Here is a 12,462-nt window from a genome sequence, read left to right on the forward strand (position 1 = left end):
TATATATAGCATGATTTTAAAATCTTCTCAAATTGCCCACGCTGATTCACTGTCAGTGAAATCCCTGGTGCATTTTGTCATAGAACTCGAGAAACTGTTTAAACGTATCGGAGAGTATCTTCTTTCCGGACAGGAAACCGTTTCAACGGCTGAAAGTGTTACAGCCGGATTTTTACAGTTTTCGTTTTCCCAGATGAAGGATGCCTCCCAATTTTTTAAAGGCGGCATGACAGCGTATACTTTAGAAGAAAAGGTAAACCTTCTTGATGTAGATGCTATGGAAGCAAGACAATATAACTCTGTATCTCCTCATATTGCTGAGACAATGGCGTTGCAGGTAGGTAAACTCTACAAAACCGACTGGTCTATTGGAGTAACAGGATATGCCACTCCGGTGGAAGAATCAGAAGGGAAGCTCTTCGCTTACTTTGCCATTGCCCACAAAGGAAAAGTGGTTCTTTCAGAGAAATTAGATCTGCACTCCAGAACCAAACCTGTTAATGCCCAGCTCTATTACAGTGAATTCATTCTGGGATGCTTTAAGCTGGAACTGGATAAGAACCGGAAAAACAAAGAATAAACCTATTTCAATAATAAACTACCTATGAAAGATTTACAACTGAAAAATAAATCTGTCCTTATTACAGGAGCAGACAGCGGAATTGGTAAAGCCATCGCTCTTTTATTTGCTCAGGAAGGAGCTGATATTGCCTTCATACACTATCATGATGCCAAAGATGCCATGAAAACAGTGGATGAAATAAAAAAAACAGGAAGAAAAGTCCTTTCGTTTGAAGGAGATATTAATGACAGTAAATTTTGTGAATCTGTTGTTAATGAAGTCGTTTCCAAACTGGGCGGAATAGATATCCTGATTAATAATGCCGGAACCCAGATTCCCTGTGAAAGTATAGAAAATCTTAAAGAAGAGGATATCCGTAAAACTTTCGATTCCAACATTATTGGAATGATCCTGCTCACAAAGATCGTATTTCCTTATTTAAAACAAGGGGATTCTATTATCAATACTACTTCAGCTACTGCCTATCTGGGACATGAAGAATTACTGGATTATTCAGCAACCAAAGGAGCCATCGTTTCGTTCACCCGTTCACTGGCATTACAGGCTAAACCTAAAGGAATAAGGGTGAATGCTGTTGCACCCGGACCGGTGGCCACGCCGCTTACGGAAAAAACATTCGGAGAAGAAGATGAAGATCAGAATAAACCGCCGCTAGAACGTAATGCTTCTACCGAAGAAGTGGCAGCAAGTTTTCTATTTCTTGCCACTGATGCTTCATCACAGATAACAGGACAGGTTCTTCATCCTAATGGAGGTTTAATTGTTAACGGTTAATCTTAACGGATATGAATGGAGTTATTATTCAGTTTTTCCATTGGTATCATCCCGGAAACCTATGGAATGAGTTTGCTGAAAAAGCAGAATATTTAAGAGATTTGGGGTTTACTGCCGTCTGGTTTCCTCCTGCCAATAAATGCAGTCTCAATAGGGAAGGGCGTGGCTATGATGTATATGATCTTTATGATTTGGGAGAATTTGATCAGAAAGGAAGTATACCAACACGATATGGGACGAAAGCTGAATATTTAATGGCTATAGAGAAAGCGCATGAAGCGGGAATGTCTGTGTATGCGGATATTGTTTTAAACCACAGGATGGGTGGAGATGAAGAAGAAAAGATTATGGTACATCAGCTGAATGAAGAAAACCGTAATGAAAGAATCTCAGAAAATATGGAGGTTTCAGCCTATACGAAATTTACTTTTCCGGGAAGAAAAGGAGTGTATTCGGACTTTATATGGGACTGCCACTGTTTCAGCGGCATTGACTATGTGATCAGAGAAGGTGAGGAGATGAAGGGGGTTTTTAAAATCCATAATGAATATGGTGAGGAGTGGACAGATGCCGTAAGTCATCAGTTCGGTAATTATGATTATCTGATGGGAGCTGACATAGAGTACCGTAATCCTTATGTTGTGGAGGAAATGAAAAACTGGATCAGATGGTATATGGAAACAACAAAAGTAGACGGTATCAGATTGGATGCCTTAAAACATATCTCCTCCGACTTTTTGAAAGACTGGATCTCCTATATTAAAACAGAAGTAAATCCTGAATGTTTTGTTTTAGGCGAATTCTGGAAAGACGAGGCAGAAAAAATTGAGTATTTTTCCGATAAAATGTCTGATCTTATCTCTTGTTTTGATGCTCCGCTGCATTATAATTTCTTTAAAGCATCACAGGATGGTAAAGATTATGATATGAGCCGGATTTTAAAAGGAAGCTTCCTGGAGAAGAAACCGGTATTCTCAGTTTCTTTTGTTGAAAATCACGATACACAGCAGCTGCAGGCTCTTGAATCTGCGGTGAAAGACTGGTTCAAACCCTTGGCTTATGCTATTATTCTTCTTACCGATGAAGCTTATCCCTGCATCTTTTATCCTGATCTTTTTGGTGCAGACTATATCGATATAAAAGATGAACAGGAAGTGCATATCATCATGCCGAAGGTTGAAGAACTTCCTGGTCTGCTTGAAGCGAGAAAGCTTTTTGCATATGGTGAGCAGATCGATTATTTTGATCATCCCAACTGCGTGGCTTTTGTACGGAAAGGAGATGAAAAGCATCCGGGATGCATTGTAATTTTGTCTAACAGTGAAGAGGGTTATAAAGAAATAGAACTGGGAAAAGAACATGCGGATTCGGTTTATACCGATTTTTTAAAGAACCGTCATGAAGAAATTGATACGGATAAAGACGGGAAAGCGGTGTTTACTGTAAATCCGGGTTCAGTAAGTGTATGGGTAAAAAAACAAACACCGTAATCATAGACAAATTTTCAGACCTTTTATTCTCTGCAAGCAGCTGTCCTGATTCTATCTTACAATATAAACTCTGGTAATTTTAGATACCACATCTTTGTATTTCAGGTAAAAATGGTCTTATAGTTGCAGATTTACCACCAATCAAACACTAAATTATTATATTATGGAAACTAAAACGGCAACCAAAAAATCACCAGCCAAAAAAACGACAACAGCAAAAGCAACAACCAAAACTCCTGCTAAAAAAAATGCAGCCAAAAGCTTGGAAGATCTTTTTGAAGATGCGCTGAAAGATATCTACTGGGCTGAAAAAGCACTATTGAAAGCGCTGCCGGTAATGATGAAAAATGCAACCAGTGAAAAGCTTAAACAAGGAATTGAGAAGCACATCACGGAAACGGAAGGCCATGTGGAAAGACTGGAAGAATGTTTTAAAGCATTAGGGAAAAAAGCCCAGGCAAAGAAATGCGATGCTATGCAGGGACTACTGGATGAAGGAAAGAGCATCATGGAAGAAACAGAACCCGGAGCAGTAAGAGATGCAGGAATTATTGCAGCAGCACAGAAAGTTGAACATTACGAAATCGCTACATATGGCACACTTGCTGCATTTGCTAAAGTATTAAAAGAAGAGGATTGTCTTAAAAACCTTTTAAGCACACTGGAAGAGGAAAAAAAATGTGACGAACTGCTTACAAAAGTTGCTGATACCAATCTTAACAGCGAAGCAATGTAAATACAATCTTTAAAAAAGGAGACCTGATTTTTTCAGGTCTCTTTTTATTGTAATCCGGAAAGGGTTCAAATGCAGTATTTTTATTCTGGTTGATTTTGTATCAGTTTTAGTATATTTGTGGATATTATTTGTATCAATTTGGTTTTTAATAATGAACTGTAATGAATACCCAAACTGTTACACTGTAAAAGAAAACGGTATTCCGCCATTTATAAAGTTTAAAAATGACCCAACTTAGTCTGTTCGACTCAGCAGATCTGTACGAATTTCCAAAAGACCTTCTGGAATACAGAGAACATTTCCTGAATCAGGAAGAAGCTGACCGCCTTAAAATTCATCTGCTTGAAACAGCTCCGTGGAAACAACGTACCCAGAAAATGTATGATAAAATGGTGCTGACACCACGCTTAACCGCCTGGTATGGAGATGAGAAAAATGCTTATCCTTCAGACAATGAACTGGATGCCCATCATTGGACACCCGAACTGTTTTCTTTAAAACAAAGAATAGAAGAAACATTTGGCTATCAGTTCAATTCCGTATTATTAAACCTTTACAGAGATCACAACGATTCTGTTGCCTGGCATCGGGATAAGGAAAGCAGATATGGGAAACGTCCGGTGATTGCATCAGTAAGTCTGGGGCAGACCAGAAATTTTGATTTCAGGAAAAAAGACCATCATCAGAGTAAATACAGCCTGCCTCTCCCTCACGGATCATTATTGATTATGAAAGGAGATCTTCAGGAAAACTGGGAACATCGTATTGCCAAGTCTCTAACCTCTATGAAGGAGCGTATTAATCTTACATTTAGGTTGGTTAATAAGTCGTAAAATATTTACTCATAATGTTTTATGAGTTGGCTATAAATGTTTTAATCTTTTTTTTGGCAGATAAATTGTTGCATTTATAAACAAAGTCATTGTTTGACTTCTCTATATCACCATTTAAAATTTATTATTATGAAAAATCTTGTAGTAACAATTTTTGCATTGGCTGCTTTAACGGCCTGCAAAAAAAACGAGCCGACAACCACGAGTCAATCTGAGGAAAGTACCACAATGTCTGCACCTGCAGAATCCGGAATGACGGTAAGCGACTCCACAAAAATGACAGACAACAAAGAACAGAAAAGTACTCTCAGTGATCAGGACAAAAAGTTTGCAGATGCTGCAGCAATAGGAGGACTGATGGAAGTAATGATGGGGAAACTGGCCGCAACAAACGCTGAAAACTCAGTCGTAAAATCTTTGGGAGCAATGATGGTAACCGATCATTCCAAAGCGAATGACGAACTCAAGAATTGGGCTTCAGGAGCAGGGTACACCTTACCCACAAGCTTGGATGCCGAAAAGCAGAAGATGTATGATGATCTGAAAGCTAAGAAAGGAAAGGACTTTGACAAAAAATATACAGATCTTATGGTCAGTGATCATAAAGAAGATGTAGAAGCCTTCAAAAAAGAGGCATCTGAAGGAACAGAAGCTTCATTAAAATCTTTCGCAGCGAAAACACTTCCGACACTTGAACATCATTTGCAGGAATCGGAAAAAGCTAAAAATGCAGTCAAATAATATTCAGTTTATATGACCTGCATCATAAATATGAACATAAAGTATTTAATAATTTTGATGTGATTAAATATTATTTTGTTCTTGATTATAGTAAGCTCCTCTTTTGAAGAGGAGTTTTTTGATTATTCTTTCTTTTTATATTCTTCAATTTTCTTAAACTGTCTGTAAGAATCTTTAAGGATGCGAAGCTGTTCAGACACAACCTCAGTACTTTTTGGGCTGAGATCACCTGTGTCCAGGGCATTTTGATAGGCTTCAATAGCTGCTTTTTCGCCAAACACTACATTTTCTAATGTAGATTCTATGAGGTTTCCCATGGTAAAAGAATTTTTAATGTCAATCCATGTTCTGTGAACAGCTCCTGCCATGGACGTTGAGTCCTCCGGAATGCCTTGCTTTTCTGTGATGAGGTTAACCAGTTCATTTTTCATGATTTTCGACTGCGAAATCATATGTTCGTACTCATCTTTTACATCTGGATACATTTCCCAGACTTTCCCTTCAACTTTTTCAAAACCTTCCTTTCTGTCGTTGGTAATGTGGAGTAAGTCATTAAGTACCGATATTTCCTGCTGATGATCCATAATATTATTTTTAGATTAACGATAAAAATAAAACTTATCCGGTGAACTCTTTATAATCCTGATCATATCTGAAAAATAAATAGCCAAAGTCCTTTCTTTTTCCAGCAAAAAAATGCACCTTTGCCCAACAATGGGGTGCTACAGATTAACAGTGGCTGAGATGATACCCAGGAATATACTTCCACACCTATCCGGATAATGCCGGCGTAGGGATTGCTTATTGATCATCTCATCATTTGATTTCTAATAATTAGTATGATGCAGGACATTTTAAAACAAATTACCTTACCGGAATGGTTTGGAGTCTTATTTTCAGTAATCCAGGTTTTACTGGCCCGTAAAAACAATGTCAACAACTATCTTTTCGGAATTGCAGGTATTCTGCTTACACTCTATGTGATGCTGACTTCGAAGTTGTATGCTGAATTTACCTTAAATCTTTATTATCTGATCATGAGCATCTACGGATGGCTGTACTGGAAATTCGGGAAGCAAAAATCCGAGATGGAAATCTCTGTTACCTCAACCTCAGAAAAATGGATTACCGGAGGAATTGTGCTGGGAACGTTTATTTTATTCTGGTCTTTTCTGACGCATTTTACCGACTCGGATGTTCCGGTCTGGGATTCTCTGGTGAGCGCTTTCGCCTGGGCCGGAATGTGGTTGATGGCAAGAAGAAAAATTGAAAACTGGGTGATACTCAATGTCAGTAATCTTATTTCAATCCCGCTAATGATTCATAAAGAATTATATCTCTATGCTGTTTTAACGTCGTTTTTATTTTTAGTGGCCATTTCCGGATATATAGAGTGGCAGAAAATCATTAAATCCAAAGCTAATGCTGAGTATTAAAGAGATCAGGCAAGAACTTCAGGGTGCCTCTGTAATTTCTGATAAAGTAATGCAGCATATTCATGAGGAAGGACTGCTTAAGATCTGGGTTCCTCAAAAATACGGCGGACTTGGCTGTCGTTTTGAAGAAGGACTTAAAGCCTTATTTAGCTGGGCTGAAACCGATGGAAGCTTTGGCTGGATGCTGACACTTTGTGCCGGTGCCAATTATTTTTCAAGAAACATAAGACCTGAAATTGCTCAATTACTCTTCACTCATTCTGAAACCTGCTTTGGAGGAAGCGGAATGGTTGGCGGTATGGCAGAAAAACAGGATGACAGTACGTATCTGATCAACGGTTCATGGAATTTTGCAACAGGAGCACCTCATCTGACGCATTTTACATTGAATGCAAGGGTTATGGAAAAGGGTAAGGCTATAACGGATAAAGACGGCAATGAGATTATCCGTTCATTCATCGTTCCGAAAGAGGAGGTTCATATTATCCCCAATTGGAACTCTATGGGAATGAAAGCCAGCGGAACCTATTCCTTTACCATTAATAATGTCTTTGTCAGTGAAGATTACAGCTTTGTTTATGATACTTTTTTCACAAATGATATTCTGGACAGCATTCCGTTCCGGGTTTTTGCCGACTTGACACTCCTTGTCAATTATCTTGGAATAGCTTCTCATTTTATTGAAGAGGCAGGGCGTATCCGCCCCGAAATCAATTTCAAACATTTTACTGAATCTATTGAAAAACATTTGGAAAAGGTATTCAGCATAGCCGGAGAAGTAGAACAAATACTCGGCGGTCACAAAGAGATTGCGGAGGGTAAACAACACGTGATTCATCTGTATGGAGTAGAGCTGGTTCAAAAATTATCCCGTCAGATTCTCACGGTTTATACACAGCTGGGAATCCGCGCAACGGATATTGATTCTGCAGTGTACCAGGTATTCTGCGATTATTTTACCGCGGCTATGCATTCCAATTTCAGGCCTTCTGCAGATGATCCGGACTTTTCTTTTTGAGTTAAAGTTTCAGAAAATAATTCTGTTAATGAGTGTTTTATGTGAATATTTTGTTAATAATGTTCTTTATAGTGAATATTGTATAATAAATTTTAATTATTTCACTATATTTGGAATAAACTAAAACCTGAAATAAGCCCAACATAAAACCTGCTGAACTAAAGCAAATCAGATTACAAAACATTATGAAAGACTTATTTTCACTCAACGGAAAGAGGAAGGATCACGTAATTATGTATTTTAAAAAAGAGAGGTATCCATTGGTAGAAAATGATAACTGGATTACCATTACCGTTAAAAATTGGTACCGGACAATGATCATATCCTGTTTGATATGCAATGACTTGGTAACTTTAATTATCGTAAGGACAAAACTCACCCCATTTTACGAAAAATATACCGTACTGTAAATTGATCCCTGTTGATACTTTTGTAAAAACGCGTGGCCCGAGCAGTTGATGGTGATATTGATCCCCGGAAGAAGTTGCATTCTTATCTGGCAAGCCATTCTTCCCGAAGAACTGCATAAATAACATCATCAACCCATTTGTTTTTCCAGAACAGACTTTTTACAAAATGACCTTCTTTTCGTAAACCGATTCTCTCCATCAATAGAACAGAAGCGGTGTTATCCGGATCCACAGACGCTGTAATTCTGTGCTTATGTAAATCATTAAACAGGTAACTTATGATGCCTTTTAAAGCCTCAGAAGCATATCCTTTTCCCTGAAAAGACGTATTTAATGTAATTCCCAGTTCTACCTGTGCATTTTCATCTCCGGTAAAATGAATTCCGATATCTCCGATAACTGTTTTTGTTTCTTTATCCGTAATCAACAGCTGATACCAGCTTTCAGGCTGGTTGAATTCTCTGGTATTTCTTAGGATAAAACTTTCCACCTCTTCAAGGGTTTCAGGAATCCAGCCTTGAAATCTATTCGCTTCAGCATCGGAACGGTAATCGAAGATGTCCTGTTGATCCTCCATCGTAATATCCCGTAGAACCAATCTTTCTGTGTAGAGCTGCATAAGGGTAATATAATTTCGGACAAAAATAGGGGTAATTGGTAGTTATTCAATGGGGAATTCAAGTTTTTATGAAGATTAAAGCTAATTTATTTCAATAAAAACGATAAAATATTTGCAAATACCATTTAAATACTTACTTTTGTACCGCTTTAAAAAATAAAATACGGGGGATTGGCGCAGTTGGCTAGCGCGTTTGACTGGCAGTCAAAAGGTCACGGGTTCGAATCCCGTATTCTCCACTAAAGAGCTGTAATACAATGTATTGCAGCTCTTTTTTATGATTAATATTTTGTCCCCGCAATTCCAACAGAATATGCTAGATTTGAAATAAAAAATTAAGCATGGAATTTTCTCCTTTTAATCCTGTGATTAAGCTTTGTCTGCAAGGAATGGATTTTGAAGACAAAGGAATGCCTGAAAAAGCAGGTGAATTATTTTTGCAAGCCTGGGAAGAAGCTACGGATGACCATGAAAAGTTTCTGGCAGCTTATTATCTGTCACGTAACCAGAAAACCACTGAGGATCAGTTGAAATGGCTTGGAACTTCTTTAGAATTTGCTTTAAAAATTAATGATGATACTGTTAAAAGCGCGTTGCCTGCTCTTTATCAGTACATTGCTCAATGCTGGGAGAAGACGGGAGATACAGAAATGTCAAAAAAGAATGCTGAACTGGCATTACAGTTAAAAAAACATCCGTCCGATCAAGGGCCTTTTTACCACGGGACCAAAGCAGATTTAAAAATTGGAGATTTACTGACAGCAGGTGGAGATTCCAATTATCAGTCTGACCTGAAAATGAATCATATCTATTTTACCGCTTTGGTAAACGGAGCAGGACTTGCTGCTGCATTAGCAAAAGGAGAGGGCACAGAACGTGTGTATATTGTAGAACCAACAGGAAATTTTGAGAATGATCCCAATGTTACCGATAAGAAATTTCCAGGAAATCCCACCCGCTCTTATCGTTCCGAAATGCCTTTGAAAATTATCGGAGAAGCAGCTGATTGGACCAGACCCGCTCCTGCAGATCTTCAGAGATTTCGCGAAAAGCTGGAAAACAATAACGGGGAGATTATCAATTAGTGAACAATGGAAAACAGCTGATTATGATTGTACTCATAAAAGTCAGGGTGGATATTTCATACATTTGGGATAAGTTTTTCATTCATCCAATAATAGTTTCTAGCCTCTTTTTAGAGGCTTTTTAAGTAAAAAGTTAAATTTTTCATAAATTAAATCGCCCTTTAATGAATATTCATATATTTGAATGAACTAAAACATTTTAAACCATGAAAAACTTAAAGAAAATCTCGAGAGAAGAATTAAAAACAGTTAAAGGAGCAGGACCTAATGTTCCGGCATGTCCTCCCGGTGCTTTATGGAGATGTGATGCCATTGGTGTTTGTTCAGAAGATTTTGATCAATGGGACTGCCTTTGTGGTTGCTATCCGGCAACGCTTCCTTTACCAAGATAAATCAAAATCCTCTTTCAGAAGGTTTTTATTAACAAAAACAGCCACAATATTTTCATTGTGGCTGTCTTTTTGAAATCAAATATCGACTATTATAAAGATCTGGAGCGGGCAATATTAATAAGGTACAAAAGGTGTGCGTACATGCTTCGCTTTACAGATTCAATTTTTATGTCTCCGGTAGTCTGATTGATCGTTGTTACCAGATCGGTATTACATTGACCGGCAAAATTACCGCTTCCCAGATAGTTCACTGTATTGGTACTCGGATAAGAAATTCTGGGGTAGTCGGGTGCGGTCTGGTTAGCAATAGGTGTTGTATTGGCAAATCCTTTATTATCAACATATCGGGCTGTCCATGTGCCTAAGAACTGTCCATTGGAGGTATTGATCCCTTGCCCCACAATGATCTGAGTATCTACTGGATTGGTAAATCCTGCACAAGAAGTGTAATGGTTTACGGAAACTGTACAGGAAGATGCATTATCACCAGGCTGAAAACATTTTCCTTCGTATACAGTTGACCTCTGTTCACTGGAAGAGGTTGAAGTGTTCAATATAGCCTTTGGAGCAAAAATTTCCTCAGGAGAAATAAGAGTTAAAACTCCCTGCGCATCCGCCGCAACAATCTTTTTTTCGGCATTTGAAAGTCCTCTTACTCTTACCAGGCCATTTACGTCTAAAGTATGACTTGGAGTGGATGTGTTAATCCCAACCTGTGCCGTTGAGCTGCCAAAAATAGCAAGTGCTCCCAAAAATAATGTTTTTGTTTTCATGTAATTTTTAGAAAAGGTTAAATTTTTCACTAAGGTAAGAAATATCTTTAAAACATACCATAAATGATCTGAAATCTGATATAAAGTAATTGTAAACAAATTTTGAACATATTGCTATCTAACTTAAACCTTATATTTTTAATTAACTCAAATTTGTACAGTCTCTGTTTGTTTGAAAAATATTTGTATTTTAGCCGAAATATGTTGTTTTTTAATAAACATATTGGACACTGATTAAAATTCAGATAATTTGAATAAAAAAATTAGTAGATTTGCACGGAACAAAAAAATAATACATATTAAGCAATATTCTCAGTCAGCTGTACTTTTAGAAAGAAGGCACGTGAGAATAACAGAATTTAGGTTATAAACTACTGAAACTATGAAGAAACTTTTTTTACTTTTATTTACGGCGTTTTTATTTATCGGTTGCAGCTCTGATGATGATACTATTTATGATTATGTAGGAACATGGTCTGGTTCTTATCAAGGAGGAGATAAAGGAGTTTGGAACTTCGTGGTAGATGAGAGTGGTAAAGTAGTGGGAACAATGCATTCCGATGTCAATAATGAAAACTATAGCATTACCGGAAATTTAAGTGAAAGCGGGGATCTTAACGCCAGGGTAGGGCTTCCTTCACAGGGAGATTTTAAAGGAACCTTAACTACAGACAAGAAAGGAAACGGAAACTGGTCCAACTCACTTCCGACACCTTCCATATCAGGAAGCTGGAAAGGAGAAAAGAAATAAGACAAGAAAGTCTGCAGGATATCCTGCAGACTTTTTTATTTACAAAAATCCCATGTGGGTAATCTCATCATTTTCATTTTTCACTGCTGCAAAACAGAGCAGAAAATCCTCATCAGAAAAATATTTTTTTAACGGTTGATCTTGCTCTTGCTCTTGATTCCAACTCATAATCTCTTCATTGCTTTCTACGGTATAATTTTCAGAATCCAGTTTTAAAGTTAAAATCACCGCATGGTCTGATGTACAATCATCATTTTTATACAGAACATGATCTTTAATCCTTATACATTCAGAAACATTTTTAACACTGCCGAATTGAAATGCTCCCAGCAATTTTCTTCCTGCTTCAGTCTTTAAACCGTTTTCAACTGTTCTTTTTCCCCTTTCAGAAATTGTATCCAAATCTTTGATGGCTGTCATCACCTTGGCAAACTTCTGGTAGAGCAGGGGATCTCCTGATTCTTTAATATAGGCATCCAGACTTTTCCGGATAACTTTTCCCATTTTGGAACAATGCCCGAATTCAGAACTGTTCTGTCTTACCTTTTCATATGACGGATTCTTTTTAAACGCAGCTTTATTAAACCCGCTTTTCTTCCGAACCACATTTTTGCCGTTCAGGTTATAAAATACCAGGTCGCCCACCGCTCCTTTAATCTTGATTACACTTTCATAGGTTGCCATATCATTAAAATAGAAATCAAATATACCAATAAATAATGAAAATCAAAATTTTAACATATATTTATAATATAGTTGTAGTATAGTTGTACTATAATTAAAATATAAAATGTATATTTGTGGTACGTTTTGTTAATTAA

General features: G+C 37.5%; 15 protein-coding genes and 1 tRNA gene. 12 read left to right on the forward strand and 4 right to left on the reverse strand.

The features are described from left to right. Positions 1-10 precede the first annotated feature (10 nt). From V0410_RS03205 to V0410_RS03230, 6 genes are all read left to right on the forward strand, one after another. Entirely contained in the window at positions 11-580 is a 570-nt protein-coding gene (locus V0410_RS03205; RefSeq protein ID WP_330746281.1) for a CinA family protein, read from the forward strand. 24 nt (positions 581-604) lie between these two features. Beyond that, on the forward strand, positions 605-1,357 hold the full coding sequence (locus V0410_RS03210) for an SDR family oxidoreductase (RefSeq protein ID WP_330746282.1): 753 nt from the start codon (positions 605-607) through the stop codon (positions 1,355-1,357). An 11-nt stretch (positions 1,358-1,368) separates the two neighbouring features. Further along, a complete protein-coding gene (locus tag V0410_RS03215) occupies positions 1,369-2,847 on the forward strand; it encodes an alpha-amylase (protein ID WP_330746283.1) in 1,479 nt (492 codons plus the stop codon). A gap of 163 nt (positions 2,848-3,010) precedes the next feature. Further along, positions 3,011-3,583: a YciE/YciF ferroxidase family protein gene (locus V0410_RS03220; protein ID WP_330746284.1), complete on the forward strand. Its 573-nt coding sequence runs from the start codon at positions 3,011-3,013 to the stop codon at positions 3,581-3,583. A gap of 224 nt (positions 3,584-3,807) precedes the next feature. Further along, a complete protein-coding gene (locus V0410_RS03225) occupies positions 3,808-4,416 on the forward strand; it encodes an alpha-ketoglutarate-dependent dioxygenase AlkB family protein (protein WP_330746285.1) in 609 nt (202 codons plus the stop codon). A gap of 129 nt (positions 4,417-4,545) precedes the next feature. Further along, the gene (locus V0410_RS03230; RefSeq protein ID WP_330746286.1) at positions 4,546-5,157 is read left to right on the forward strand and encodes a DUF4142 domain-containing protein; all 612 of its coding nucleotides are present in this window, start codon (positions 4,546-4,548) and stop codon (positions 5,155-5,157) included. Positions 5,158-5,279: 122 nt separating this feature from the next. On the opposite strand, the gene V0410_RS03235 is transcribed toward V0410_RS03230, so the two are convergent. Beyond that, a complete protein-coding gene (locus V0410_RS03235; protein WP_330746287.1) occupies positions 5,280-5,741 on the reverse strand; it encodes a PA2169 family four-helix-bundle protein in 462 nt (153 codons plus the stop codon). Between the two features lie 255 nt (positions 5,742-5,996). Between V0410_RS03235 and pnuC the strand changes: the two genes are divergently transcribed. Together pnuC and V0410_RS03245 are read left to right on the forward strand one after the other, a co-directional pair. Further along, positions 5,997-6,593, forward strand: coding sequence for a nicotinamide riboside transporter PnuC (gene pnuC, locus V0410_RS03240; protein WP_330746288.1), 597 nt, complete (start codon positions 5,997-5,999; stop codon positions 6,591-6,593). Then, a complete protein-coding gene (locus tag V0410_RS03245; RefSeq protein WP_330746289.1) occupies positions 6,580-7,611 on the forward strand; it encodes a hypothetical protein in 1,032 nt (343 codons plus the stop codon). Before pnuC ends, V0410_RS03245 begins: the two co-directional genes overlap by 14 nt. A 492-nt stretch (positions 7,612-8,103) precedes the next feature. Here V0410_RS03245 and V0410_RS03250 read toward each other — a convergent pair whose 3' ends face one another. Next, positions 8,104-8,640 carry a GNAT family N-acetyltransferase gene (locus V0410_RS03250; protein ID WP_330746290.1) on the reverse strand — a complete coding sequence of 179 codons (537 nt, stop codon included), beginning with the start codon at positions 8,638-8,640 and terminating at the stop codon, positions 8,104-8,106. A gap of 165 nt (positions 8,641-8,805) precedes the next feature. On the opposite strand from V0410_RS03250, the gene V0410_RS03255 reads away from it, so the two are divergent. From V0410_RS03255 to V0410_RS03265, 3 genes are all read left to right on the forward strand, one after another. Beyond that, a tRNA-Ala gene (locus tag V0410_RS03255) sits at positions 8,806-8,879 on the forward strand. A gap of 411 nt (positions 8,880-9,290) precedes the next feature. Then, positions 9,291-9,725 carry an NAD(+)--rifampin ADP-ribosyltransferase gene (gene arr / locus V0410_RS22990; RefSeq protein ID WP_442879197.1) on the forward strand — a complete coding sequence of 145 codons (435 nt, stop codon included), beginning with the start codon at positions 9,291-9,293 and terminating at the stop codon, positions 9,723-9,725. A 206-nt stretch (positions 9,726-9,931) separates the two neighbouring features. Beyond that, complete coding sequence (locus tag V0410_RS03265) at positions 9,932-10,117, forward strand: bacteriocin-like protein (protein ID WP_330746292.1); 186 nt, start codon at positions 9,932-9,934, stop codon at positions 10,115-10,117. 89 nt (positions 10,118-10,206) lie between these two features. Here the strand turns inward: V0410_RS03265 and V0410_RS03270 are convergent, their stop codons facing one another. Then, positions 10,207-10,890, reverse strand: coding sequence for a hypothetical protein (locus V0410_RS03270; protein WP_330746293.1), 684 nt, complete (start codon positions 10,888-10,890; stop codon positions 10,207-10,209). A 382-nt stretch (positions 10,891-11,272) separates the two neighbouring features. Between V0410_RS03270 and V0410_RS03275 the strand changes: the two genes are divergently transcribed. Then, positions 11,273-11,641: a hypothetical protein gene (locus V0410_RS03275; RefSeq protein WP_330746294.1), complete on the forward strand. Its 369-nt coding sequence runs from the start codon at positions 11,273-11,275 to the stop codon at positions 11,639-11,641. Between the two features lie 39 nt (positions 11,642-11,680). Here V0410_RS03275 and V0410_RS03280 read toward each other — a convergent pair whose 3' ends face one another. Further along, the gene (locus tag V0410_RS03280) at positions 11,681-12,325 is read right to left on the reverse strand and encodes a hypothetical protein (RefSeq protein WP_330746295.1); all 645 of its coding nucleotides are present in this window, start codon (positions 12,323-12,325) and stop codon (positions 11,681-11,683) included. Between the last annotated feature and the right edge of the window lie 137 nt (positions 12,326-12,462).

Origin of the sequence: Chryseobacterium sp. CP-77, assembly GCF_036362765.1 — a bacterium.
In the GTDB taxonomy this organism is placed as follows: Bacteria; Bacteroidota; Bacteroidia; order Flavobacteriales; family Weeksellaceae; genus Chryseobacterium; species Chryseobacterium cupriresistens.